This is a genomic window from Dactylosporangium sp. NPDC051541 (assembly GCF_044454505.1).
In the GTDB taxonomy this organism is placed as follows: domain Bacteria; phylum Actinomycetota; class Actinomycetes; order Mycobacteriales; family Micromonosporaceae; genus Dactylosporangium.
Genome location: NZ_JBITDU010000001.1, coordinates 1488567 through 1512893, shown reverse-complemented (window position 1 = coordinate 1512893; position 24327 = coordinate 1488567). Strand labels below are relative to the sequence as shown.

Annotated in this window: 25 protein-coding genes and 1 pseudogene; 4 read left to right on the top strand and 22 right to left on the bottom strand. The window is 70.8% G+C overall.

Features of this window, described 5'->3' with window-relative positions; genetic code table 11:
- Positions 1-622 precede the first annotated feature (622 nt).
- Both ACIA8L_RS06855 and ACIA8L_RS06850 read left to right on the top strand, forming a co-directional pair.
- Positions 623-1840 (top strand): hypothetical protein, encoded by a 1218-nt coding sequence (locus ACIA8L_RS06855; protein ID WP_395901204.1) that lies wholly within the window; start codon positions 623-625, stop codon positions 1838-1840.
- Between the two features lie 91 nt (positions 1841-1931).
- The gene (locus tag ACIA8L_RS06850) at positions 1932-3095 is read left to right on the top strand and encodes an aminotransferase class V-fold PLP-dependent enzyme (RefSeq protein ID WP_395901202.1); all 1164 of its coding nucleotides are present in this window, start codon (positions 1932-1934) and stop codon (positions 3093-3095) included.
- Positions 3096-3177: 82 nt separating this feature from the next.
- Here ACIA8L_RS06850 and ACIA8L_RS06845 read toward each other — a convergent pair whose 3' ends face one another.
- From ACIA8L_RS06845 to ftsY, 20 genes and pseudogenes are all read right to left on the bottom strand, one after another.
- Positions 3178-3720 (bottom strand): M23 family metallopeptidase, encoded by a 543-nt coding sequence (locus ACIA8L_RS06845; protein ID WP_395901200.1) that lies wholly within the window; start codon positions 3718-3720, stop codon positions 3178-3180.
- Positions 3721-3865: 145 nt separating this feature from the next.
- A complete protein-coding gene (locus ACIA8L_RS06840) occupies positions 3866-4186 on the bottom strand; it encodes a DUF2469 domain-containing protein (protein WP_190249654.1) in 321 nt (106 codons plus the stop codon).
- Positions 4183-4929 (bottom strand): ribonuclease HII, encoded by a 747-nt coding sequence (locus ACIA8L_RS06835; RefSeq protein WP_395901198.1) that lies wholly within the window; start codon positions 4927-4929, stop codon positions 4183-4185. The genes ACIA8L_RS06840 and ACIA8L_RS06835 overlap by 4 nt, the downstream gene beginning before the upstream one ends.
- Entirely contained in the window at positions 4929-5387 is a 459-nt protein-coding gene (locus tag ACIA8L_RS06830; protein WP_395901197.1) for an NUDIX hydrolase, read from the bottom strand. Before ACIA8L_RS06830 ends, ACIA8L_RS06835 begins: the two co-directional genes overlap by 1 nt.
- Before the next feature lie 21 nt (positions 5388-5408).
- Entirely contained in the window at positions 5409-6050 is a 642-nt protein-coding gene (gene lepB, locus ACIA8L_RS06825) for a signal peptidase I (protein WP_395901195.1), read from the bottom strand.
- A 21-nt stretch (positions 6051-6071) separates the two neighbouring features.
- A pseudogene (gene lepB, locus ACIA8L_RS06820) lies at positions 6072-6944 on the bottom strand (signal peptidase I); the annotation flags it as partial.
- Between the two features lie 790 nt (positions 6945-7734).
- A complete protein-coding gene (gene rplS, locus ACIA8L_RS06815) occupies positions 7735-8094 on the bottom strand; it encodes a 50S ribosomal protein L19 (RefSeq protein WP_223101829.1) in 360 nt (119 codons plus the stop codon).
- Between the two features lie 130 nt (positions 8095-8224).
- Positions 8225-8941, bottom strand: a complete 717-nt coding sequence (gene trmD / locus ACIA8L_RS06810; protein WP_395901193.1) for a tRNA (guanosine(37)-N1)-methyltransferase TrmD — start codon at positions 8939-8941, stop codon at positions 8225-8227.
- Complete coding sequence (gene rimM, locus ACIA8L_RS06805; protein ID WP_395901770.1) at positions 8938-9486, bottom strand: ribosome maturation factor RimM; 549 nt, start codon at positions 9484-9486, stop codon at positions 8938-8940. Before rimM ends, trmD begins: the two co-directional genes overlap by 4 nt.
- Positions 9487-9493: 7 nt before the next feature.
- On the bottom strand, positions 9494-9751 hold the full coding sequence (locus ACIA8L_RS06800) for an RNA-binding protein (protein ID WP_033357826.1): 258 nt from the start codon (positions 9749-9751) through the stop codon (positions 9494-9496).
- Positions 9726-10196, bottom strand: a complete 471-nt coding sequence (gene rpsP, locus ACIA8L_RS06795) for a 30S ribosomal protein S16 (protein WP_395901190.1) — start codon at positions 10194-10196, stop codon at positions 9726-9728. Before rpsP ends, ACIA8L_RS06800 begins: the two co-directional genes overlap by 26 nt.
- Positions 10197-10431: 235 nt before the next feature.
- Complete coding sequence (locus tag ACIA8L_RS06790) at positions 10432-11055, bottom strand: DUF402 domain-containing protein (RefSeq protein ID WP_395901768.1); 624 nt, start codon at positions 11053-11055, stop codon at positions 10432-10434.
- 109 nt (positions 11056-11164) lie between these two features.
- Positions 11165-11824 (bottom strand): DUF402 domain-containing protein, encoded by a 660-nt coding sequence (locus tag ACIA8L_RS06785; RefSeq protein WP_395901766.1) that lies wholly within the window; start codon positions 11822-11824, stop codon positions 11165-11167.
- A 49-nt stretch (positions 11825-11873) separates the two neighbouring features.
- Positions 11874-12947 (bottom strand): amidohydrolase family protein, encoded by a 1074-nt coding sequence (locus ACIA8L_RS06780; protein WP_395901764.1) that lies wholly within the window; start codon positions 12945-12947, stop codon positions 11874-11876.
- 141 nt (positions 12948-13088) lie between these two features.
- Positions 13089-14627 carry a signal recognition particle protein gene (gene ffh / locus ACIA8L_RS06775; RefSeq protein WP_395901188.1) on the bottom strand — a complete coding sequence of 513 codons (1539 nt, stop codon included), beginning with the start codon at positions 14625-14627 and terminating at the stop codon, positions 13089-13091.
- A gap of 74 nt (positions 14628-14701) precedes the next feature.
- Positions 14702-16963, bottom strand: coding sequence for a [protein-PII] uridylyltransferase (locus ACIA8L_RS06770; protein ID WP_395901186.1), 2262 nt, complete (start codon positions 16961-16963; stop codon positions 14702-14704).
- A 26-nt stretch (positions 16964-16989) separates the two neighbouring features.
- Complete coding sequence (locus ACIA8L_RS06765; RefSeq protein ID WP_190249674.1) at positions 16990-17328, bottom strand: P-II family nitrogen regulator; 339 nt, start codon at positions 17326-17328, stop codon at positions 16990-16992.
- Positions 17329-17355: 27 nt separating this feature from the next.
- Positions 17356-18747, bottom strand: coding sequence for an ammonium transporter (locus ACIA8L_RS06760; RefSeq protein ID WP_395901184.1), 1392 nt, complete (start codon positions 18745-18747; stop codon positions 17356-17358).
- A 174-nt stretch (positions 18748-18921) separates the two neighbouring features.
- Positions 18922-19710 (bottom strand): phosphotransferase, encoded by a 789-nt coding sequence (locus ACIA8L_RS06755; protein ID WP_395901182.1) that lies wholly within the window; start codon positions 19708-19710, stop codon positions 18922-18924.
- Positions 19711-19820: 110 nt separating this feature from the next.
- Positions 19821-20996 (bottom strand): signal recognition particle-docking protein FtsY, encoded by a 1176-nt coding sequence (ftsY, locus tag ACIA8L_RS06750; protein WP_395901180.1) that lies wholly within the window; start codon positions 20994-20996, stop codon positions 19821-19823.
- A gap of 116 nt (positions 20997-21112) precedes the next feature.
- Here ftsY and ACIA8L_RS06745 point away from each other — a divergent pair, with 116 nt between their 5' ends.
- On the top strand, positions 21113-22771 hold the full coding sequence (locus ACIA8L_RS06745; protein WP_395901178.1) for an alkaline phosphatase D family protein: 1659 nt from the start codon (positions 21113-21115) through the stop codon (positions 22769-22771).
- Here the strand turns inward: ACIA8L_RS06745 and ACIA8L_RS06740 are convergent.
- The gene (locus ACIA8L_RS06740; protein ID WP_395901176.1) at positions 22758-23192 is read right to left on the bottom strand and encodes an NUDIX hydrolase; all 435 of its coding nucleotides are present in this window, start codon (positions 23190-23192) and stop codon (positions 22758-22760) included. The two genes, ACIA8L_RS06745 and ACIA8L_RS06740, sit on opposite strands and share 14 nt — an antisense overlap.
- Before the next feature lie 16 nt (positions 23193-23208).
- On the opposite strand from ACIA8L_RS06740, the gene ACIA8L_RS06735 reads away from it, so the two are divergent.
- On the top strand, positions 23209-23691 hold the full coding sequence (locus tag ACIA8L_RS06735) for a glutathione peroxidase (RefSeq protein WP_395901175.1): 483 nt from the start codon (positions 23209-23211) through the stop codon (positions 23689-23691).
- A gap of 16 nt (positions 23692-23707) precedes the next feature.
- On the opposite strand, the gene ACIA8L_RS06730 is transcribed toward ACIA8L_RS06735, so the two are convergent.
- On the bottom strand, positions 23708-24325 hold the full coding sequence (locus ACIA8L_RS06730; protein WP_395901173.1) for an HAD-IA family hydrolase: 618 nt from the start codon (positions 24323-24325) through the stop codon (positions 23708-23710).
- Positions 24326-24327 lie beyond the last annotated feature (2 nt).

Below are 24327 nucleotides of genomic sequence, written 5' to 3'. Positions count from 1 at the left end.
CACACGGAAAACTTCCAGCCACGGTGGACGATGGCTCCGGCCGATCGATCGCCCCCGGCCCAGGCACACCCGGGCCGGTGGCCCGCCGGCCGCCCGGCCGGGCCGAGGGGCGAGCCGCCCGCAGGCCGCGACCCCGCACCGACCGACGGCCAAAGCAGCAGGTCGATCCCGTCCGATGCTCGGATCGGACCGTCCCGCAAAGGCAAGTACCGCAAGACTTAGGCGGTCGCGAATGCATACACCATTCGTGATCGAATGGCAATTGTTGCCCGGCGTCGGAAACTCCGCACGTTAAGCCGGTTGTGTATCGGCATTCGAAATCGACTCTCGACGTCAGCCCTTTCGCCGGATATTTTGGGCTCGCCCAACTCGCTGCATTGGAGGTGACCAAGATGAAGAAGCTCACTGTGCGTCGGCTCGAGCCGGTGCGGACGAGCGCTGCCGCTCCGGCGGCCAGTTCCGCGTCCGCCTAATTAAGTACGGCCGCGGGGACCGGGAGCTTCTCCCGGTCCCCGCCTCGATCGACCGCAGTCACCCTGAAAGGCATGAGATGGCAGGATACGCACCCGACGCATACGTGACCGTTCGCCCGTATTCACACCGTCTCGATGGGGATACGGCGGTGATCGGCGACATCGACCGGCAGGTGTTCCTGGCCATCCCGGTCGAAGGACTGGACCTCCTCGAGTGGCTGTCCGCCGGCAAGACGGTCGGCCAGGCGGCGCGCCTCTACGAGGAGAAGCACGCGGAGTCCGCGGATATCGAGGATTTCCTCCAGGCACTCGAGGACGAGGGTTTCGTCGGCGAGGCGGACGCGGTGGCGGCCGGCGACGCTCCGGTCGTCCGGGAGGCCCATTGGCGCTTCCGCCTGAACTGGATCTCGCCCGGCACGGCGCGGCGGCTGGTGAGCTGGCCGGTCCTCACGTTCTGCGGCGTGGTCATCGCCGCGGGTCTGGCCCTCGCCGTCGACGACCCGGGTGTGCTGCCCAAGGGCGGCTCCGCGCTGCTGTTCCCGGACCACTTCGCGGCCCTGTTCACCACCACTGTCGTGCTCGCTCTGCTCGGCGTGCTGCTGCACGAGGTGGGGCACGTCATCGCGGCCCGCGCGGCCGGGGTGCCCGCCGGCATCGGGCTCGGCAACCAGCTGTGGGTCCTCGTGGCGCAGACCGACATGACCGCGATCTGGATGGCACCGAAGCGGCAGCGCTACGTCGCGTTCGTCATCGGCGCCATCATCGACGCCGTGTGCTCGGCCCTGCTGATCGGCTTCATCTGGTCGGCCCATCGTGGCTTGGTCCACCCGCCCGAGTGGGGCGTGCTGCTGGCCAAGGCGGTCATGCTCACGTGCATGCTGCGCATTACCTGGCAGCTGTACTTCTTCGTCCGCACCGACGGCTACTACATCATCGCCACCGCCTTCAGCTGCAAGAACCTGATGGACGACACCGACGACTACCTGCGCAACCTATGGGCCAGGGTCCGTCGCTCCCCGAACGTGGTCGACCAGTCCGGCATTCCGAAGCGCGAGATGCGGGTCATCCGCTGGTATTCGGTGCTCTGGTTCATGGGCCGGTTCATCTCCCTCGTCGCCTTCGTCGTCGTCGTGGTGCCGATCCTGTGGGGGTACACCTACCAGCTGGTCCTGTTCCTGACCGGCAACCACTCGCGGTACAACTCGCTGGACTTCGCGGCCCTGGCCCTGGTGACCCTCATCCTGGACGGCGGCGGCCTCTACATGTGGTTCCGCGGGATGTTCCGCGGGGCCAAGCGGCGGCGCGAGCGGGCGGCGCGCGCCAAGCTGCGCAGCGAGTCGACCCCCGAACCCGCGAGCCTGGCCTAGCACCGACAAGGCTGCCCCGGCACCGATCGCCGGGGCAGTCAGCTGTTCATACCGGCCGGCCGCAGGTCAAGCACAAGCTAAGATCGTGGATGTGTCCGCTCCCGAGCCGATCCCCGGTGCGCGGCTGCTGTTCTCACACGACGCAGCTGTCGCCCATCTGAACCACGGGGCGTTCGGGATGGTGCCGGTCGCCGTGCAGCGGGCCCAGCAGCGGGTACGCGAGGAGATGGAGTCGAACCCCCACCGGTTCTTCGCCGTCGGGCTCGAAGAGCGGATCGCCCACGTGCGGCGACACCTCGCCGGGTTCGTGCGCGCCGACCCCGAGGGCACGGCGCTGGTCGAGAATGCCTCCACGGGGACGTCGATCGTGCTCGGAAGCCTCGACCTCGACACCGAGGACGAGATCGTCACGACGGATCACGGGTACGGCGCCGTCGATCTCGCGGTTGCCGCCACCTGCCGGCGGACCGGGGCGGTCCGCCGGGTCGCGCGGGTGCCGCTCGATGCGGACGAGGCGGCGGTGACGGAGGCGGTGCTGGCGGCGACCACGGCCCGGACCCGGCTCGTCATCGTCGATCACATCACGGCCGCGACCGCGCGGCTCTTTCCGGTCCGGCGCATCGTCGAGGCGGTGCGCGAGCGGTGGGGCGACCGCGCGGCGGTGCTCGTCGACGCCGCGCACGTGCCGGGCATCCTCGACCCCGAGGTCGATGCGCTCGGGGCCGACTACTGGGTCGGCAACCTGCACAAATGGGCGTTCGCGCCACGCGGCACGGCGCTGCTGGCCGTCGCGCCCGCGCGCCGGGCCCGCATCCGGCCGCTGGTGCTGTCGTGGTCGGCCGAGGCCGGCTTCCCCGCGAGCCTGGAGTGGGTGGCGTCCCACGACTACACGCCCTGGCTTGCCGCGCCAACGGGGATCTTCGTGCTGCGCACGCTCGGTATCGAGGCGGTCCGGCGGCACAACGTCGCGCTGGCCGAGTACGGGCAGCGCACGGTCGCGGAGGCGATCGGCGCCGAGCTCCCGTCCGCGACCGGGTTGCCGATGGCGCTCATCCCGCTGCCCCCGGGCGTGGCCGCCGATCCGGAGGCCGCAGTCGCGCTGCGGCGCCGGATCTCGGACGATCTCGCCGCCGAGGTGGGGCTGACCGCGTGGCGCGGGCGTGGATACCTGCGGCTGTCGGCGCAGATCTACAACCGGCCCGAGGACTACCAGCGGCTCGCGGCCGGCCTGCCCACGCTCATCGCCCACCCGTAGCCCCCGCCCGCGCGAGCGCAGCCGGCCACCCGGACCGCGGCCACGCGACGACCCGGATCCGCGCTCCGCGAGTAACCGCCGGTCACATGATCGGATAGAGACGCACCCGCGGTGGCCGCAGCAGACTCATCGGATCCAGGTACACGTCGTCGGAGGTTCTCAGTCCCCAGTGCAGGCACACCCCCGCCGGACAGTGCCCGGGTCTCAGCCGGCCGATGGGCGTGCCCGCGGACACCTTCTGTCCTCGAACGACCGAGGGCTCGACCGGCGCGTAGGTGGTGCGCATCCCGTTCGCGTGCGCCACGCTGACGGCCGGTCGCCCGCCCACCATCCCGGCGAACAGCACGGTCCCCGGGCCGGCGCTGCGGACCGTCTGCCCGTCGACGCCGGCCAGGTCCACGCCGCGATGCCCGGCCGCGTAGCGGTCCGAAGGTGGCTGGAACCCCCGCGTCACCGTCACCGGCCCGTCCAGCGGCGCCTCGAAGGGTGCGGAGGCCTCTTCCTGAGCGGCGGCCGGCTTCGGGGCGGCGAGGGCAGAGGAGGCGGCGGCGATGACGGCGGAAGCGGCGGCGATGGCGGTGGCGGCCACAACGAGAAGCCCGACCTGGGCGAGTGTCTTGAACATGGCCGCGAGCCTTGCCGAAATCGCCCGGCCGTGCAGACGCGATCTTGCAAACCTGTGGATAACCTACTGCTTGTGGATAACTCCAAAACGAGAATATGCAGGTGGGCCCGGTAAAGACCACCGGGCCCACGCACGAAAAAAAATGTCAGCTGCCGAATCCGTTGTCGGGCAGCGAGATGTCGGGCTTCTCGAGCTCCTCGACGTTAACGTCCTTGAACGTCATGACTCGGACGTTCTTCACGAACCGGGCGGGCCGATACATGTCCCACACCCAGGCGTCGTGCATCTCGACCTCGAAGTAGACCTCGCCGTCGGAGTTGCGCACGTGCAGGTCGACCTGATTGGCCAGGTAGAACCGGCGCTCGGTCTCCACCACGTAGGAGAACTGGCGGACGATGTCGCGGTACTCCCGGTAGAGCTGCAGCTCCATCTCGGTTTCGTACTTCTCGAGATCTTCGGCGCTCATCGCGGTCCGCCTTCCATAGCCACATTGTCGCCCACTTGCGCCGGAACCCGTGCGGCCTCGCCGGGCGCCACGCCGACGTTACCGCGCCGTGCGCCCGGACGCCCCACCGCCGCCACGTTCGCGTAGGAGAAACGGTGCTCGGGGCACGGCCCGTGCGCGACGAGCGCCGCGCCGTGTACCGGTGTCGAATAGCCTTTGTGCTCGTCGAAGCCGTACTGCGGGTACGACTCGTGCAGTTCTTCCATGATCCGATCCCGCGTGACCTTCGCCACCACGCTCGCGGCCGCGACGCACGCCGCGACCTGGTCGCCCTTCCACACCGCGAGGCCGGGGATGCCGAGGCCGTCGACCTTGAAGCCGTCGGTCAGGGCGTACTCCGCGCGCACGGACAGACCCGCGAGGGCGCGGCGCATCCCGGCGAGGTTGCACACGTGCAGACCGCGGCGGTCGATATCGCCCGGCGGGATGACGATCGCGGTCCACGCCTCCGCGCGCCGGACGACCTGCTCGTAGACGCGCTCCCGCGCGGCGTGGGTGAGCAGCTTGGAGTCGTTGAGCTCGTCGATCTCGCCGCGACGCCCCGGGGGCAGGATCACGGCGCCGACCACGAGCGGCCCCGCGCAGGCGCCCCGCCCCGCCTCATCGGCTCCGGCGACGCGGTTGAACCCCCGCCGCTGCAGGGCTCGTTCCAGGGCCCACAGCCCGGCTGCGCGGTGCACAACGGTGCGCGGCGGCGCGAGCATCAGGCCACCTCCCGCAGCAACGCGGCGAGATCCGCGGGGTAGAAGCGCTCCTCGGTCGCGTCGAGGTCGTCGGGCGACCACCAGCGCGTCGCGTCCACGCTTTCGACTTCGTACTCGTCCAGGTGCGACAGGTCCGGCTGGAACGCGTCCGTGCGCGCGGTGAAGAACGACTGCTGTTGCGAGTACCAACGGCCATCGAACGGGAACGTGACCTCATCGGTGCGCACCGGTCCCGCCAGGTCGCCCCGACCGATGCGCAGCCCCGTCTCCTCGTAGACCTCGCGCACGGCCGCGTCGATGAGCGACTCGCCCGGCTCGAGGCCGCCGCCCACCGTGAACCAGTAGCGGTGCTCGGGCCGGGCCGGGTCGCATCCGCGCAGGAGCAGGACGCGCCCGGACGGGTCGAGCAGCAGCACCCGCGCCGCCCGGCGGTCGATTTCTGCCGGCGCCTCCGTCATACCGACGAGACTACGACGCAATCACTTGGACGTCGGATCCGGCACCTTGTCGAACGTGTCCGGGACGCTGAGCCACTTCGCTCGGTTGAAGGGCCAGAAGACCACAAACGCCCGGCCGATCACGGCATCTTCAGCGATGGTCGCCTGGTTCGGGTCTTTCGTGCGGATGAAGTTGTACCGTGAGTCGCCCGAGCGCGACCGATGGTCTCCCATCACCCACAGCCGCCCCTTGGGCACCGTGACGTCGAACTGTTCCTCGCTGGGCAGGTCCTGCAGCCCGTCGGCGTTCGCGTAGATGTAGGTCTCGTCCAGCGGCGTGCCGTTTACGGTGATCCGCTGCTTGTCGTCGCAGCACAGCACGTGGTCGCCGCCGACCGCGATGACGCGCTTGATGAAGTCCTCTTCGGACGGGTCGTTGCGCCACGAGTCCGGGGCCGTGAAGACGATGACCTCGCCGCGATGCGGGGAGCGGAAGTCGTACACCAGCTTGTTGACGAGCACGCGGTCCTTGATGAGCAGCGTGTTCTCCATCGACTCGGATGGGATGTAGAACGTCTGCAGGACGAAGGCGCGTACGACGACGGCGACGATGATCGCCACGCCCAGCAACACCGGCAATTCGCGCCAGAAACTACTGGGCTTTTTGGTCTGCTCGTCAATCACGCCCTGAAGGGTACGTGTTCGTCACCATCGGCGACGCCTCAACCGCTCCTGACGCGCCGAACGGGTCGAAAGCGAAACCGAGACAGCGATCGGCACAAGTATCATATCCGGGACCAACGGGGTGTTGGGCGCACGCTTGACATGCGGCCCGGGCGGCCCCAGAGCCGCCGGTTTCGGCACGTTCTTGAACGTGTCGGGCACGGGTAGCCAGCCCCAGCGGTTGCTCGGCCACAGGATCACGAAGGCGCGTCCGATCACGTTGTCGATCGGCACCTGGCCCTGGCACCGGGAATCCTGCGAGACGCCGCGATGGTCGCCCATGACGAACATCTGGCCGGCCTCGACCTTGATCGGACCGAACCGGCGCGCCGTGCACTGCCTCGGGTTGGGGGCGGCGTCCAGCGGGGAGTTGTCGTAGAGGTAGGGCGACTCGTCCAGCGGATAGCCGTTGACCGTGACGCGCCCCTCGACGTCGCAGCACGCGACGGTGTCGCCCGGGAGCCCGATCACCCGTTTGATGAAGTCCTTTTCACCCGGTTGGGAGAACCCGACCAGGTCGCCGACGGTGCGGCCGAGCTCGGCGAAGAAGCCGGCGTCCTTGTCGACCTGGTTCTCCGGCGCCCACGTGTCCGGCCCCGTGAACACGACGACCTCGCCGCGCTCGGGCTCCCGCACGTCGTACAGCACCTTGTTGACCAGCACCCGGTCGCCGACGAGGAGGGTCTCCTCCATCGAGCCGGACGGGATGAAGAACGCCTGCACCAGGAATGTGCGGATGAGCACGGCCAGGCAGAACGCGACGATCAGCAGCAGCGGCAGCTCCTGCCACAGCGGCATGTTCTTGCGCTTGCGGCGGACCTTGGTGCGCCAGGTGGCGCTGCTGGACGCGGAGTCGTCGTCGTAGGAGCCGCCGCGGCTCGGGCGCGAACCGGAACCCGTGGAGCGCTCGTTGCGGTCGTAGCTGCGTTCGTATCGGTCCGCGCGCTCCCGTTCGCGACGATCCCGCGAATCATCGAAGCCGCCCTGGTCGTACTGGTCCTCGCGGTCGAACGCGCGGTCGCGCACCATCGGCGGCTCGTCGCGGTCCCACTGGCCGCGCCGGGAGCCGTACGGGTCGTCCCATTCGCGGCGGCCGCGCTGCCAGTCGTCGCGGTCGTCGCCGCGGCTCCAGCCCGGCTCGGGCTCGCGCCTCCGGTCGTCGCCGTTCTGATCGCCGCGACCCCGATCGTCGCGCTGGTAGCCACCCCGGCCCGGCACGACGTCCCGGCCACCACCGGGCACGATGTCGCGACCGGGCGCGGGTGTCGCGTCGCGCCGCCCGTAGGCGTCGCGGTCGTCGCCGCCCTGCCAGCCGCCGTCGTAGACGCGCTGAACCTCCTCGGCGTCCGGCCGACCCGTCGTGGACCAGTAGTCGTGGCCCGGGTAGCTGACTCCGCCGAAGGGTTGCTGCTGCCCTCGCGACTCACCCGCCTGGTCCAGGCGGCGGTCACGCGGGTATTGGTCGTCGGCGCGATCGTCGTAACCATCGCGGCCGTAGGGGTCACTTGCCATCGGCGTCAGCCTAGATGCACAAGACCACTTTGGGGAGACCGGCTCCAGATGACCGAAAGACCCGATCCCGAACGTGGCACAGGGAGGGTGCGCACCGCGCCCCTCCCCGTCGGCGTTTCGGCGAAACGGAAGGTCAGCTGCTGACCTTGGTCTCGCGCTTCTCCTTGATCTTGGCCTTCTTGCCCCGCAGGTCACGCAGGTAGTACAGCTTGGCCCGGCGCACGTCACCGCGCGTGACGACCTCGATGCGGTCGACGGCGGGGCTGTTGACCGGGTAGGTGCGCTCGACGCCGACGCCGAAGCTCACCTTCCGGACCGAGAAGGTCTCCCGCAGGCCGGCGCCCTGGCGACGGATCACGACGCCCTGGAAGACCTGGACCCGGGACCGGTTGCCCTCGACCACCCGGGCGTGCACCTTGACGGTGTCACCGGCGCGGAAGCTGGGGATATCAGTCCGCTGTGACTGTGCGTCCAGCTCGTCCAGCGTGTTCATCGCGGCTGTTCCTCGTCACTCAAGGCACGCCCGATCTCAGTGGCGCGCGAGGGTTTGTGATCATGGTGGCGCGACGCATCAGGCCGCGGCAACCTCACTACTTTGCCACATCGACACGCCGAACCTGAAATCAGGCCCCTTGATCACCGCTTGCGGGCCGCCGTTCCAGCGCCGCGATGAGGTCCGGCCGCCGCTCAGCCGTACGTTCCAGGGCCTGCTCACGCCGCCACCGCGCGATCCGGCCGTGATCACCGGACCGCAGGATCTCCGGCACGTCCAGCCCGCGCCAGCTGGGCGGCTTGGTGTACATGGGTGCCTCGAGCACCCCGTCCGCGTGCGACTCCTCCAGGAGCGAGTCCGCGTTGCCCAGCACGCCCGGCAGCAGCCGGGTCACCGCCTCGAGCACGACGAGGACCGCGACCTCGCCCCCGAACAGCACGTAGTCACCGAGCGAGACCTCACTCACCCGCATCCGCGCGGCGGCATGGTCGAAAACCCGTTGGTCGATGCCCTCGTACCGCCCGCACGCGAACATCAAATGCTCGTCCGCCGCGAGGGCGCGCGCGGTCGCCTGCGTGAAAGGTGCACCGGCCGGGCTGGGCACGATCAGGTGCGTCGCGGGCCCCGCCAGTGCGTCGAGCGCCTGGCCCCACGGCTCGGGCCGCATCACCATGCCGGGGCCGCCGCCGTACGGCGTGTCGTCCACGGTGCGGTGCACGTCATGGGTCCACTGCCGCAGGTCGTGTACCGCCAGCTGCAGCGTCCCGTTCGCACGGGCCTTGCCGATCAGCGACAGTTCGAGCGGCGCGAGGTACTCCGGAAAGATCGTGACAACGTCGACCCTCATAGGTCGAACAGGCCTTCCGGCGGGGTGATCACGATCCGGCGACCGGGCACGTCGACCTCGGGGACGATCTCGCGCACGAACGGCACGAGCCCCGTCCGCCCGTCGGTCAGCTTCACGACGAGCAGGTCGTGCGCGGGTGCGTGGTCGATGCGCAGCAGCTCCCCGACCCGCTCCCCCGCGGCGTCGACGATGTCGAGCCCGACCAGCTCGTGGTCGTTGAACTCGTCGGGGTCGTCGCTGGCCGGGATCGTGTCGCTGTCCACGCACAGCAGGACGCCGCGCATGTCCTCGGCGAGGTTGCGGTCGTAGATGCCCTCGAAGACCACCAGGAGGCGGCCCTGGTGCGGGCGGATCGCCTCGATGGTCAGCGTCGCCGGGGGCCGCCACGCGCCCGCGGGGACGGTCTGCAGATGCCGAACCGCCGTCGAGTCGGTCACGAGGACCGACCCGACGGCGAAACGTTCGGCCGGCGCGTCCGTGCGCACGTCCACGACGACTTCGCCCCGGACGCCGTGCGCGCGGAAGATCTGACCGACGACGAGCAGCATGCCGTCAGTACGCGTCGACGATCTCGACGCGCACGCCGCGGCCGCCGATCGACGTGATGACCTGCCGCAGCGCCTTGGCCGTGCGGCCGCCGCGCCCGATCACCGTGCCGAGGTCCTCCGGGTTGACCCGGACCTCCAGCCGCTGACCGCGACGGGAGTCGACCATGCGGACGCGGACATCGTCAGGATTGTCGACGATGCCCTTGACCAGGTGCTCGAGCGCGGGGCGCAGCACGTCAGGCCTCCGCGCCGGCGCCGGCACCGGACTGCTCCTCAGCCTGCGCGGCCGGAGCCTCAGCCGGGGCCTCGGCCTTCTTCTTCGGTTCGGCGGCCTTCTTCGCCGCCTTCGGCGCGTCGGCCACACCGGCGGCGGCCTGGGCCTCCGCCTCGTACGCGGCGCGACGGTCGGGCGCGGCCACGCGCACCTTCAGCGGCTCGGTCGGCGCGGGCAGGCCCTTGAACTTCTGCCAGTCGCCGGTCTTGGACAGGATGGCCTGCACGGCCTCGCTCGGCTGCGCGCCGACGGAGAGCCAGTGCTGGACACGCTCGGAGTTGACCTCGATGCGCGAGGGCTCCTCCTTCGGGTGGTACAGCCCGACGAACTCGATCGCACGACCATCACGCTTGGTGCGCGAGTCGGCGATGACGATGCGGTACTGCGGGTTGCGGATCTTGCCCATCCGCAGGAGCCGGATCTTGACGGCCACTTGGTTGCTCGCTCCTGGATCTTGGTGGAAGCCGAGCGACCGCCCGGACACCGTGGGGTTGGTGCCCTGTCGGCTGCTCTATTGGACTGGCGCGACGCCGGGTTAGAGGGCTCGGACGCACACCGGATACCAGCCAACCATTGTGCCAGACCCACTACCGTGCGCAAAAACGGCCCCCGCCCGCGACGGCCGCCCGCCACGCCGACGCCCTCGCGCGCAGCGGATCGGCGACGGCTCAACGCAGCGGTGGCCGGTCCCAGCCCGGCTCCAGCCCGGGCAGCTCCCACTCGGCGGGCGGCCGGAAGTCGGTCCAGGTGCCGTCGAACGGGAACATCCCGGCCTCGATCTCCTTGACGACCCGGAGCCCTTCCTCCCGCACCGCCGCCTCGTCCGGGACCCAGTAGTGCTCGGGCAGGGCCAGCCGCTCGAGGAACTCCTCCTCGTCCTTCCACTGCCAGCTCCGGTCGGGCGCGACGAGGATGTCCAGATCTTCGTCGGTCACATCGACCCCGGCGGCACCCTCCGGGTCACTCCACCGGATGGCCGGCCGCTCGAGATTGACGTACCACCCCGTGAACTCCTCCGCGTCGTTGTGAAACCACCACACCGAATGCGCCGGGTCACCGGGCCGATGCAGCTTGAGCACGCCCGGCCCGTTCCAGGTGCCGTGCCGCAGCGAGGTCCCGAGCGTGACGTACTCCGCGAACGGCATCGTCCGCATCCCCCGCCCATCGCCAGACACCTCGTTCACCACGGGTGTGTGCCGGGCGATCCACAGCAACAGCCCCCGCTCGTCATCGGACACGACACGCGCGGGCCGCACCCACCCGATCCGCCCGCGCCGCACGTTCCGATGCATGATCACCTGGCCGGGCGTGAAGACGACGCTCAACCGCTCTCCCTAGCTCAGCCCCGCGCCAAGCACGCGGGGATCGACAACACTCAGGCGCCCGGGCTTCGGAGCCGCCTCAGGCACGCTGCCGGGGCCGGTCCCAGCCCTCGGTGACCGGTTCGGGGATGCTCCACTCGTCCGGCGGCCGGTAGTCCGTCCAGGTGCCGTCGAAGGGCCACTTCCCCGCCTCGATCAGCGGCACGATCGCCCGCCCCTGGGTCCAGACCGCGTCGGGGTCGTCCACCCAGTACGCCTCCGGGAACGCCAGTCGCTCCTCGAGCTCGTCCTCGTCCTTCCAGCCCCACCGCAGGTCGGGCCAGACCCACATGTCGAGGTCCTGGTCGGTGAGGTCAACCCCCGCGACCGCGCCGTCGTCCCAGGTGATCCCGGGCTCCTCGAGGTTGACGTACCACGCGCGGAAGCGCAGCTCCGGATCGAACAGCCACCAGACGGAGTAGGCCGCCCCCCGCGGATGGAACTTCAACGTGCTGGGCCCGCGGTACACGTCCTGGATGATCTTCTTGGGCTCCGCGATCCACCGCGCGAACGGCATCCCGCGCGGTCCCTGCCCGTCCTCGCTGACCTGCCGGATCACGGGACTCCCGGTCGCGAGCCAGAGGCAGGTGCCCTGCTCGTCATCGGAGACCACGCGCGTCAACGGCGCCCAGACCAGCGTTTCACGGGTGAAGTGCCGGTGCAGGACCGGTCTTCCGGGACGCAACGGCACGCGGCCCATTGTATCCGCCACCCACGCCTCCACCGCTGCGGACAGACGCCGCCGAGGCTCAGCGGACCACGCGGCCGCGCAGGATGATGCGGCGGGGGCGCAGCAGGCTGGTCAGGTCGGTACGCGGGTCTTCGCCGTACACGACCAGGTCGGCCAGGCCGCCCTCGACCAGGCCGGGGAAGCCCAGCCACTCGCGGGCACCCCATGAGCCGGCCCGCAGGACGGCCTCCGGCGGCAGGCCGGCCTCGCGGTGCAGCAGGAGCATCTCCTCGGCGGCCAGGCCGTGGTCGATGCCGCCGCCCGCGTCGCTGCCGACGTAGATGGGGACACCCGCCTCGTACGCGGCCCGCACGATCGACGGGAAGCGGTCGCGCAGGGTGAGCATGTGCCGGGCGTACGCGGGGAACTTGTCCTCGGCCTGGGCCGCGATGCCGCCGAACGTCTGGATGTTGATCATCGTGGGGACCAGGGCCGTGCCACGGTGGGCCATCTCGTCGATGTCGGACTCGTTCAGGCCGGTGCCGTGCTCCACGGAATCCACACCGGCGCGGACCAGGGCGGCCACCGACGCCTCGGCGAACGTGTGGACCGCGACCCGGGCGCCGGCCTCGTGCGCGGCCTCGATCGCGCCGGCCATCGCGGTCACGTCCCAGGCGGGGGCAAGATCGCCGACGCCGCGGTCGATCCAGTCACCCACGAGCTTGACCCAGCCGTTGCCCTGGCCGGCCTGGCGGGCGAGCTCGGCCCGGAGATCCGCCTCGCCGACCTCGACGCCGATGTCGCGCAGGTATCGCTTCGGTGGCGCCACATGCCGGCCGGCGCGGGCCAGGCGGGGCATGTCGGAATCATCGTCCAGGGAGGCGTACGGGATCGGGGACCCCGCGTCGCGGATGGCCAGAATGCCCGCGTCCCGGTCGACCACGGCCAGCGACCGCGCCTGGTCGACGCTCTCGGAGGGCCGGCCGCCGGGCTGGATGCCGAGGTGGCAGTGCGCGTCGACCAGGCCCGGCAGGATGAACCCCGCGTCCGCCACCGTGATCGCCCCCGCCACCGGCTCGAACGTCACCCGGTCGCCGACCAGCCAGAGATCACGCGGCTCACCGGACGGCAGCAACGTCCCGCGCACGTGCAGCGCGGGCGCGGACGCCGCATTACCGCACAATCCGCCCGCAGCCCCAGCTGAAGCGGCGGATTCGCTCGGGCGCGCGGGCGAAGTCACGCCCGGGCGCGCGGGCGAGGGGTCAAACGACTGGGGCTCCGCGGGCACGGGGCGTCAGTCTTCCTTGTCGCGCTTCTGCAGCTTGGTGAAGTCGATCTTCGGGAGGCGGAAGCCGGGCGGGAGGCCGGCGGCGTTCGGGTCCAGTGCGGCCGGGTCGAAGCCGGGCGGGAGCTGGGGCATGCCGCCGCCAAGGCGGGGCTGGCGCGGGGCGCCCGAGTTGCCGCCCTTGTTGCCCTTGCGCTTGTTCTTCGGGGACTTGGTGGCTTTGCGGCGGCCGCCGGGCAGGCCCATCATGCCGCCCATCTGCTTCATCATCTTCTGCGCGTCGGCGAAGCGGGTCAGCAGCTGGTTGACGTCGGTGACGGAGACGCCGGAGCCGTTGGCGATGCGCACGCGGCGGGAGGCGTTGAGGATCTTCGGGTTGGAGCGTTCCTTCGGGGTCATCGAGCGGATGATCGCGGTGACCCGGTCGAAGTGCTTGTCGTCGATCTCGGCCAGCTGGTCCTTCATCTGGCCCATGCCCGGCATCATGGCCAGGACGTTGGCGATGGGGCCCATCCGGCGCACGGCCTGGAGCTGCTCCAGGAAGTCTTCGAGCGTGAACTCCTGGCCGCCCATGAGCTTGGCCGCCATCCGCTCCTTCTCATCGTCGGCGAAGGCCTGCTCGGCCTGCTCGATGAGGGTGAGCACGTCGCCCATGCCGAGGATGCGCGACGCCATCCGGTCGGGGTGGAAGACGTCGAAGTCCTCGAGCTTCTCACCGGTGGAGGCGAACATGATCGGCTGGCCGGTGACGTGGCGGACGGAGAGCGCGGCGCCACCGCGCGCGTCGCCGTCGAGCTTGGAGAGCACGACGCCGGTGATGCCGACGCCGTCGCGGAACGCCTCGGCCGTGGTGACCGCGTCCTGACCGACCATGGCGTCGATGACGAACAGGACCTCGTCGGGGTCGACGGCGTCGCGGATGTCGCGGGCCTGCTGCATCATCTCGGCGTCGATGCCGAGGCGGCCGGCGGTGTCGACGATCACGATGTCACGCATCTGGCGCTTCGCGTGCTCGATCGAGTCGCGGGCGACCTGGACGGGATTGCCGGTGCCGTTGCCGGGCTCGGGCGCGTAGACCTCGACGCCCGCGCGGCCGCCCAGCACCTGCAGCTGGTTGACGGCGTTGGGGCGCTGCAGGTCGGCCGCGACGAGCAGCGGCTGGTGGCCCTGGCCCTTCAGCCACCGGGCGAGCTTGCCGGCGAGCGTGGTCTTGCCGGAGCCCTGCAGACCGGCGAGCATGATCACGGTCGGCGGGTTCTTGGCGAACTGCAGCCGCCGGGCCTCGCCGCCGATCGTCGCCACGAGCTCCTCGTGGACGATCTTGATGACCTGCTGGGCCGGGTTGAGCGCCTGCGACACCTCGACACCCCGGGCCCGCTCCTTCAGCCGGGCGATGAACGCCTTGACCACGGGCAGCGCGACGTCGGCCTCGAGCAGCGCCAGGCGGATCTCCCGCGCGGTCGCGTCGACGTCGGCGTCGGTGAGCCGTCCCTTGCTCCGCAGCTTCGAGAAGATGCCAGAAAGCCGGTCACTCAGGGTGTCAAACACGACGAATCCGTCCTCGGTGTAGGAGTCCCTTGAAGGGTACGCGACCGCGGACAGTGCGGTCGTGCTCAGGAAGGTCAGGAGGTGGTGGCGGCCTGCAGGACGGCGGCCTCGACGCGCGCCCGCGCGGCGGCGTCCCACTCCCCGGCCAGGTAGAACGCGTCCACGACCTCGCCTCCGAGCGTGGAGATGCGGGTCGAGCGGACGTCCGCGCCCAGGTCCTCCAGGGCGCTGGCCACGCGGAACAGCAGGCCCGGGGTGTCGGTGGCGCGCAGTTCCAGCACCGTGGCGTCGGTGGCGGCCGAGGCCGGCTGCCAGACCACGCGCGGGGGCGCGGTCGCGGCGCCGCTGCGGCGGGTCGAGCGCTCCCGGGCGGCCAGGCGCTCGGCCACCGGGAGGTCGCCCATGACCGCGCGGCGCAGGTCGGAGGTCACCGCGTCGCGGTCGATCTCGCCGCCGTAGCGCGGCTGGACGGCGCAGACCATGCGGGCCAGGCCGTCCACGGTGACCGTGTCGGCGGTGACGACATCGAGCCGGTGCAGCGACAGGCAGCCGGCCACAGCCGCCAGGAGACCCCGCCGGTCGGGCGCGGTCACAGACACAGAATCCGTTTCCAGGTGTACTGCCGGGAGCCGCGACGGCACCGTGAGCGCGGCGGCGGGCGACGGCGGGGCGGCCACGACGCCCGTGTCGAGGGCGCGCTCCACGTGCCGGACCAGCTCGGCGATGAGCCGACCCTTCCAGTCCGACCAGGCCGCCGGTCCGGTCGCGGCCGCGTCCGCGCGGGCCAGGGCGTGCAGCAGGGACAGCGTCGAGGCGTCGCCGACCGCGGTCGCGACCGTCGCGATCGTCTGCGGGTCGGACAGGTCGCGGCGGGTGGCGGTGTCGGGGATCAGCAGATGGAGGCGGACGACCTTCTCGACCTGGGCCACGTCGGCGGCTTCCAGGCCGAGGCGCTCGGCGACGGCGGCCGCGATGGGGGCGCCGACGATGCTGTGGTCGCCGGGCAGGCCCTTGCCGATGTCGTGCAGCAGCCCGCAGAGGACCAGCAGGTCGGGGCGGTCCACGTCGCGGGTGAGGCGTGCGGACTCCCGGGCCGTCTCCACCAGGTGGCGGTCGACGGTGAACAGGTGCACCGGATTGTGCTGGGGCAGGCTGCGCACCCGGGCCCACTCGGGGAGCCAGTTGACGACCAGGCCGTAGCGGTCACAGGCCTCCCAGACCTCGATCATCGTCGGGCCGCTGCCCAGGAGGGTGAGCAGGGCGGCGCGCGCGGGCGCGGGCCACGGGTCGGGCATGGGTCCGGTAAAGCCGCCCAGCCACTCCAGCGTGGCGTGGGAGATGGGGAGGTCGGCGCGGGCGGCGGCCGCGGCCACGCGCAGCGGCAGGGATGGGTCCGGCCGCGGCGTCACGGCGGCGCGGGCCAGCACGACCTCGCCGCGCTGCTCCACGACGTCGCGGGCCAGCGGGCGGCGCTCCTGGTGGCCGCGGACGCTCGGGGCCGACCAGCGCTCAACGGCCCGCCAGGCGTCGTCACTGGCGTAGGCGATGGTGCGGGCGGACTCGGCGATGCGGCGCAGCACCTCGTCGCGGTCGCCCAGGCCGAGCAGCTCGGCGACCTCGTCGCGGTCCTGCGCGAGGAGGCGGTCGACGCGGCGTCCGCGTACCGCGTGCAGGGTGTCGCGGACGTCCAGGAGGGTGCGGTGGGCGCCGCGGACGGCCGGGCGGGGGCCGTCGGCGACCCCGGCGAAGCCGATGGCCCGCAGGACGCCGAAGTCGCGCAGGCCGCCGCGGGACTCCTTGATGTCACCCTCCAAAAGGAAGGCGAGCTCGCCGTGGGCCTTCCAGCGCCCCTGGGTGAGGCCGCGCAGGGCGGGCAGCAGGTGCCGGGCCTCGCGGCGCCACTGCGCGACGGCGGCGGCGTGCAGGCCGGTCAGGAGCTCGGCATTGCCGGCGATGAGGCGGGCGTCGAGCAGGCCGAGGGCCACCTTGAGGTCCTGGCGGGCCAGGTCGAGGGCCTGACCGGGGCTGCGGGTGGAGTGGTCGAGGGCGAACTTGGCGTCCCAGACCTGATACCAGATCCGGCTGCCGAGCTCGTCGGCCGCCGCCTCGTCGCCGGGGCCGCCCGGGTGGAGCAGCACGAGGTCGAGGTCACTGCGCGGAGCGCACTCCCGGCGACCGAGGCCGCCGACGGCGATGAGCGCGGCACCGGCAGTACCATCGCAGGCTTTGAAAAAGATCTTCTCCAGCCACTCGTCGATCGCTTCCGAGCGCTGCGCCCGCGCGTCGGCGCCCGCCCCGGTGGATAGGACCGGAGCGGGCGCCGACGTCTGGGTCATGTGATGAGGATAGTTATCTGCGGCGGCTAGAGAGCGTCGAGCCCGCGCTCGCCGGTGCGAACCCGGACCACCTCGTCGACCGAGGTGACCCACACCTTGCCGTCACCGATCTTGCCGGTGCGGGCGGCGGTCACGATGGCGTCCACGACCTTCTCGAAGTCGAGCTCGTCGGTGACGATCTCGACCCGGATCTTGGGGACGAACTCCACCGTGTACTCCGCACCGCGATACACCTCGGTGTGGCCCTTCTGACGGCCGTAGCCCTGCACCTCACTCACGGTGAGGCCGGCCACGCCGAGCGCGTGGAGCGCCTCCTTCACCGCGTCGAGCTGATACGGCTTGATGACCGCGGTCACCAGCTTCATGCCCATTCCCTCCGACATCCCTCGACGCTAACCGGCTACTTTTTCCGACGCCGGGGCTTCCGCCACCGGCGCAGGAGTCTTGCTCCCGCCAACACCCGCGAGGGCGAACGCGCCCGCGCTGCCGCCACTGTTCGGCGTCGTGTCGTAGGCGCTCTCCGCGTGCTCCGCGATGTCGATGCCCTCGACCTCGGCCTCGGGGCTGACCCGGAAGCCGACCGTCTTCTGGATGACGAAGGCGAGAATGGCGGCCACGGCGAACGAGTAGACCGTCACGATAGCGCTCGCACCCGCCTGGGCGCCGAGCTGATGTGCGCCGCCGCCCATGAACAGGCCGTTCTTGGCGCCACCGAGAGCCGGATCGCTGATGTACGAGTTCAGCTTGTCGTTGGCGAAGAAGCCGATCCACAGCGAGCCGATCCACCCACCGACGAAGTGGACGCCGACCACGTCGAGCGAGTCGTCGAAGCCGAAGCGGTACTTCAGGCTCACCGCGAGGGCGCAGACGATGCCGGCGACGAGACCGAGCAGAACCGCAGCCCACGAGTCGATGAAGCCACAGGCGGGGGTGATCGCCACGAGGCCCGCGACCGCGCCCGAAGACGCGCCGACGAGGGTCGGCTTGCGGTCGCGAATCCACTCGACGATGACCCAGCCGAGCAGAGCGGCGGCCGTCGCCACCTGGGTGTTGACGAAGGCCAGGCCGGTGACGCCGTCAACGGTCAGCTCCGAGCCGGCGTTGAAGCCGAACCAGCCGAACCACAGCAGACCGGCACCGAGGGCGACGAAGGGCACGTTGTGCGGCTTCATGCTCTCCCGCGGCCAGCCGATGCGCTTGCCGAGGACCAGGGCGACACCGAGCGCGGCCGCACCGGCGTTGATGTGCACGGCGGTACCACCGGCGAAGTCGAGCGGGTGCAGGTGCTGGTAGATCCAGCCGCCACCCCAGACGTTGTGGGCGACCGGGAAGTACACGAGCGTGGCCCAGCCGAACGCGAACAGCAGCCAGCCGCCGAACTTGGCGCGGTCGGAGATCGCGCCGCTGATCAGCGCGACGGTGATCACGGCGAACGTCATCTGGAAGACCATGAAGACGTACGTCGGGATGCCGTTGCCGCTCGGGTTGTCCGTGGTGGCGAGCCACATCTGGTCGATGTAGGTCTTGCTGCCGAAGTACTGCCCGAGGTCACCGAACAGGCCCCCGGCGCTGTCGGCGCCGAATGACGCGCTGAAGCCGTAGAACAGCCACAGGACGCTGACGAGCCCGATCGTCGAGAAGCTCATCATCATCATGTTCAGGACGCCCTTGTTACGGTTCAGGCCTCCGTAGAACAAAGCCAGTGCCGGCGTCATGAGCAGCACCAGTGCGGTCGAAACGAGTAGCCACGCGGTGTGGCCTGGATTAATGGTCGCTTCAGGCACGCGGGCCTCCTGGTAGTCGAGATCCTCCCTCCCGACTTCCGAGGCAGCGTTGCCCGTCAGCCGGTTGCGCGAGAGCTTGTCGGGCCCAGGTTTCGCGCACCGGCGCTGCGCGGTTTCTACCGCGTCACGTCATGTTTCCAGCGTGTGAAGAAACCCTCACGTAACGAAACATTTCTATCGAAGTGCGTACTCGAGCGTGTGCCGTTCGTAATCAATCAGGCGCAAATCCCGCACCGGGCGCCGAAGATGCCCCTTATGTACGATGCGCACGAATGCCGGGTCGCCGGCGGCCGCCATGCGGCGGATGCCCTCGATGTGATCGACGATTCGCTTCCGAATGACCCGGACAAGGCGGTGCCGGTCGCGCGGCGTCAGCCCGTAGGCGTCGGCGAACATGCGCAGCCGGCGCGGGCGGTTGGGGCGCTTCCAGCCCAGCGTGTAGGAGTCGCGGTCGGAGAACAGCGGCACCCACGTCCACGCCGCATAGGCGACGTCGTAGATGCGCGCCCCGGGCGAGGCCAGGTCGAAGTCGATCAGGGACAGGGTCCCATCCGGGCGCCAGATGACATTGTGCGGCGCCGCGTCGTGGTGACAGATCACCTCGGTGTCCGGCGGCGGGGGCCCGAACGAGCGCCACACGGCGTTGGGAGACGGCCGGAAGCCCGCCTGGGCGTCGTGGAACATCCGCAGCATGGTCGCCACGGTCACCATCGCCTCGTCGGTCACCCAGTGCGGGGCGAGGGGGTATTCGCCGCACTCACCCTCGAGGTACTGCAGCACCTCCCGCCCGCGCTCGTCGATGCCGAACGCGCGGGGTGCACCGGTGAAGCCCACATACTCCAGGTGGCGCAGCAGCGCATGCACCGCGGGCGTCCACGGGCCCGCGTTGCGGCGCACGGTGTCGCCCGAGCGCACCACGACGGAGGTGTTCCCGCCGTGGAGCGGGATCTCCTGCTGCGTCACGTCTGTCGTCCTTCGCTGACCCGAACCGGGGGGAGCCTTGCCGAGATGTCGAGCTCCCGGCCGCCTGCGGAGCGCGGCCGGGTCTTACCGTCCCAAGGTACCGTCCGAGGTTACGCGTCCGCGCCAACCAGGGCATCGACGAACTGTCGGGCATCGAACGGAGCAAGGTCATCCGGGCCCTCGCCGAGGCCGACGAGCTTGACCGGAATACCCAGTTTGCGCTGAACCGCGATGACGATGCCACCCTTCGCGGTCCCGTCCAGCTTGGTCAGCACGACGCCGGTGACGTCCACCACCTCGGTGAACACCCGCGCCTGCTCGAGACCGTTCTGGCCGGTCGTGGCGTCGAGGATGAGCAGCGTCTCGTCCACGGGCCCGTGCTTCTCCACGACCCGCTTCACCTTGCCGAGCTCGTCCATTAGGCCGACCTTGTTCTGCAGCCGGCCCGCCGTGTCGATGAGCACCGTGTCCACGCCCGCATCGATACCCCGTTTGACCGCATCGAACGCAACCGAGGCCGGATCCGCCCCTTCGGGGCCGCGCACGACCTCGGCGCCGACCCGCCCGCCCCAGGTGGTCAGCTGCTCGGCCGCGGCCGCGCGGAACGTGTCGGCGGCGCCGAGGACGACGGTGTGGCCGTCGGCGACCAGGACACGAGCGATCTTGCCGCAGGTCGTGGTCTTGCCCGCGCCGTTGACGCCGACGACCAGCAGCACCGCGGGGCGGCCGTCGCGCGGCGTGGCCGCGAGGGAGCGGTCCAGGTCCGGCTGCAGCGCCGCGACGAGCTCGGCGGCCAGCATGTTGCGCAGGTCGGCGGCCGTGGCGGTGCCGTGGATCCGGGCGCGCTCGCGCAGCTTCTCCACGATCTCGGTCGTCGCCTGGACCCCCACGTCGGCGCCGATGAGCGTCTCCTCGACCTCGTCCCAGGTGTCGTCGTCCAGCTTGTCCCGCGACAGCAGGGCGAGCAGCCCCTTGCCGAACACGTTTTGGGAGCGGCTCAGCCGCGCGCGGAGGCGCACGAGGCGGTTCTGCGTCGGCTCCGGGGTCTCCACCTGCGGCGGCGCCTCGGCGACGGGCGCCTCGACCGGTTTGGGCGGGGCCTCGACAACAGGCGCGGGCGCCTCGGTCACCGCCGTCGGGGACTGGGGCTTCTCCTCCTCCTTCGTGACCGAGGGCGGGGTCGGAGGGAGCGGCGGGCGTTTGCGGTAACGGGGCGCGATCAGCGCAAGTGTGGCCCCGATCACGATGACCAGCAGCACCAGGCCGAAGACGATGTACGACTCCATGGCTGGAATCCTCCCAGACGTAGCGCCGGTCGGCCCGCAGTGGCGCCGAGACGGGCCGGGCAGGATCATTCGGGAGGCAATCCCGCCGCACCCCGGCCCTTGGAGGTCGCATCGCCATGTCCGACACGGAACTCGACAGCGACCGCGGGCCGCTGGTCCTGGGCCCAGTCCTGCGGCGGGTTGAGGGCGACCGGGCGACGGTCTGGGTGGAGACGGCCCGGCCGGGCACGGTCGAGATCGCCGCCGGACCCGGGGGCGGGGCGGCCCGCACGTTCGCCGTCCACGGCCACCACTACGCCCTGGTCGTGGTGGCCGGGCTGCCGGAGGACGCTGTCACGCCGTACCAGGTCAAGATCGACGGAGTCGAGGTGTGGCCACTCCCGGACGACCAGTGCCCACCCCCGGTGATCCGGACCCGGCGCGCGGGCGCGCCGGTGCGGCTGCTGTTCGGCTCGTGCCGGGAGGCGAGCCCGCTCAGCGTCACGCGGTACCCCCCGGACGCGCTCGACGCGTATGCCGGGCGCCTCATCGAGTCGATCCGCTCGGACGCGCCCACCGAGTGGCCCGACCTCATGGTGCTACTCGGCGATCAGGTGTACGCCGACGAGACGCCGGAGAAGATCCAGCGCTGGCTCAAGCGCCGCCGCCGTCAGCGCCGCGCGGACGCGCCGACCACGCAGGTCGTGGACTTCCACGAGTACACGAAGCTGTATCTCGACTCGTGGGGCGACCCGGAGATCCGCTGGCTGCTCTCGACCGTCCCGAGCGTCATGATCTTCGACGATCACGAGATCATCGACGACTGGAACACATCGCAGCGCTGGCGCGAGCAGATGCGGTCACTGAGCTGGTGGGACCAGCGCATCCAGGCCGGGCTGTCCTCCTATTGGGTGTATCAGCACATGGGCAACCTGGCCCCGTCCGCCCTGGCCGAGTGCCCGATCTACGCCGCCGTCAGCTCGACCACCGACGCGACCGAGCTGCTCGACGACTTCGGCACCCGCGCGGACCGCGACCGCGCGCAGGCCTACCGGTGGAGCTACGCCCTCGACATCGACCGGACCCGCCTCGTGGTCGTGGACAACCGGGCCGCCCGCGAGCTGGAGCAGGGCAAGCGGGCGATGCTGGCGGACAGCGAGTGGGCGTGGTTCGCGAAGCAGCTCCCGGGCGACTACGACCACCTGCTCATCGGCTCGTCGCTGCCCTGGCTGCTGCCGCCGGCCATCCACCACCTGGAGGCCGCGACCGAGCGGCTGGCCGAGTCGCCCCGGGGCTGGGTGGGCCGGTTCGGGGAGAAGCTGCGCCAGGCGGTGGACCTGGAGCACTGGGCCGCGTTCGGGCGCTCGTTCGAGGCGCTGAGCGCCCTGCTGACCCAGATCGGCGCCGGTCAGGGCGGGGTCTCACCGGCGCCGGCCACGATCAGCGTGCTGTCGGGTGATGTTCACCACTCCTACGCCGCCCGGGCCGACCTCGGGCCCGAGGTCGTCAGCGCCGTGCATCAGCTGACCTGCTCGCCGGTGCACAACGACATGCCGAAGCTCGTGCGGCCGGCGATGAAGTTCGGATGGAACCCGCCCGCGGCCCGCCTGATGCGGTCGCTGGCCCGGTCCGTGGGGCTGCGCAAGCCGAGCGTGCGGTGGCGCAAGACCGCGGGGCCGTACTTCGGCAACGCGGTCGGGACGCTGCTGCTGGACGGGCGCTCGGCCCACGTGCGCATCGAGGGGACGCAGCCGGACAAGACCCTGGCCGCCGTGGCCTCCCTCAAGCTGCACTGACGTGCGGGTGCGTGACGGCGGGCTCGCTGAGGTCGCCCCAGGTCCACAGGGTCGCCACCCGGGCCCGACCGGTGAGATATGCCACAGCCGGCTCGCGGATCGGGGCGAACCACATGCGGGCCAGCCGGTCCACCGCTTCCTCCATCGGCACCCACGCGCCCGAGCCGTCGTGCGGGCCGACGCCGGTGACCTCGAAGCCCAGCATCTCGTACTCGACGCCGCCCGCGGGGTAGCGGGCCACCCACACCAGGCGCTCGGCCAGGACCGACGCGTAGCCGGCCTCCTTGGCCACCTTGGCCAGCAGGGGCTCCCCCGCGTCCACGGCGCCGCCCGGGAGCGCCCAGTCCGGTGGATCGCTGATCAGCAGGACGTCCTTGCCACGGCGCACGACGGCGCCCACCGCGAGCTGTTGACCGGTCACGCCTAACCTTAAGGCCATGAGCTTTTACGACGTCGAAATCGCCGACCTGCAAGGGAAGCCGCTCGATCTCGGGCAGTTCCGCGGGCGGCCCGTGCTCGTGGTCAACGTCGCCTCCCGCTGCGGGCTGACCCCGCAGTACTCCGACCTCGAGGCGCTGCACAAGGAGTACTCGGGGCAGGGCTTCTCGGTGCTGGGCGTGCCGTGCAACCAGTTCGCGGGCCAGGAGCCGGGGACCTCCGAGGAGATCGCCGAGTTCTGCAGCACCACCTACGGTGTGACGTTCCCGATGACCGAGAAGGTCGAGGTCAACGGCGAGGGCCGGCACCCGCTCTACGACCTGCTCACCCCGGTCGCCGACGGTGAGGGGCACACCGGAGACGTCCGGTGGAACTTCGAGAAGTTCCTCATCGGCAAGGACGGCACCGTCACGGCGCGGTTCGGGCCGCGGACCGAGCCCAAGTCCGACGAGGTCGTCCAGGCCGTCGAGGCCGGCCTGTAGCGGTCTACCCGGGCCGTCAGACGCCCAGCGCCCGGCGGGGATAGGAGAGATCGTCGCCGGGCGTGTAGCGGTAGGCCGACAGCCCGGCCGCCCGCGCGCCGCGGATCATCCGGTCGGTGTCGTCCACCAGCAGGCAGCGCGCCGGCGGGGTGTTGACGAGACCGCACGCCGCCACGAAGTACTCCTTGGCCGGCTTGTGGATGCCCAGCTCGGCCGAGACCGCGACCGCGTCGAACTCGTCGGTCAGGTCGAAGTCCTCGAGCACGTCCCGGAACTCCATCGTCGAGTTCGTGGCCAGGCAGACGGGCAGGCCGGCGGCGCGGACGTCGCGGACGAATGCGAGTACCCCCGGATCGATGACGCCCGGATAGACCTGCCACTGCTCCATCAGCTCGGTGGCGCGCTCCGGGCCGCCCACCCGGTCGGCAAGGTCGGCCGCGACGGTCGCCAGCCACTCGGCGCGTGTCATGCGGCCCGTGATGGCCGGCAGCAGACGGTCCCACTCGAGTGCGGTGCTGAGGACCGTGCCGGGGTCCAGGCCGTACCGCTGCTCGATCTTGCCGTTCTCCGACTCGTCGAACGTGCGCAGGACGCCGTCGAAGTCGATGAGCAGGGCCGTTGGCCGCTGGATCACGC

Excerpts from the sequence above, each read along its gene's own strand:
- ACIA8L_RS06745 (WP_395901178.1), top strand. The coding sequence starts at position 21,113 with ATGTCCGACACGGAACTCGACAGCGACCGCGGGCCGCTGGTCCTGGGC.
- ACIA8L_RS06835 (WP_395901198.1), bottom strand. The coding sequence starts at position 4,929 with ATGCTCGCGCCGCCGCGCACCGTTGTGCACCGCGCAGCCGGGCTGTGG.
- ftsY (WP_395901180.1), bottom strand. The coding sequence starts at position 20,996 with ATGGAGTCGTACATCGTCTTCGGCCTGGTGCTGCTGGTCATCGTGATC.
- ACIA8L_RS06770 (WP_395901186.1), bottom strand. The coding sequence starts at position 16,963 with ATGACCCAGACGTCGGCGCCCGCTCCGGTCCTATCCACCGGGGCGGGC.
- ACIA8L_RS06785 (WP_395901766.1), bottom strand. The coding sequence starts at position 11,824 with ATGGGCCGCGTGCCGTTGCGTCCCGGAAGACCGGTCCTGCACCGGCAC.
- ACIA8L_RS06830 (WP_395901197.1), bottom strand. The coding sequence starts at position 5,387 with ATGACGGAGGCGCCGGCAGAAATCGACCGCCGGGCGGCGCGGGTGCTG.
- ACIA8L_RS06790 (WP_395901768.1), bottom strand. The coding sequence starts at position 11,055 with ATGCATCGGAACGTGCGGCGCGGGCGGATCGGGTGGGTGCGGCCCGCG.
- ACIA8L_RS06735 (WP_395901175.1), top strand. The coding sequence starts at position 23,209 with ATGAGCTTTTACGACGTCGAAATCGCCGACCTGCAAGGGAAGCCGCTC.
- ACIA8L_RS06845 (WP_395901200.1), bottom strand. The coding sequence starts at position 3,720 with ATGTTCAAGACACTCGCCCAGGTCGGGCTTCTCGTTGTGGCCGCCACC.
- ACIA8L_RS06840 (WP_190249654.1), bottom strand. The coding sequence starts at position 4,186 with ATGAGCGCCGAAGATCTCGAGAAGTACGAAACCGAGATGGAGCTGCAG.
- rplS (WP_223101829.1), bottom strand. The coding sequence starts at position 8,094 with ATGAACACGCTGGACGAGCTGGACGCACAGTCACAGCGGACTGATATC.
- ACIA8L_RS06765 (WP_190249674.1), bottom strand. The coding sequence starts at position 17,328 with ATGAAGCTGGTGACCGCGGTCATCAAGCCGTATCAGCTCGACGCGGTG.
- trmD (WP_395901193.1), bottom strand. The coding sequence starts at position 8,941 with ATGAGGGTCGACGTTGTCACGATCTTTCCGGAGTACCTCGCGCCGCTC.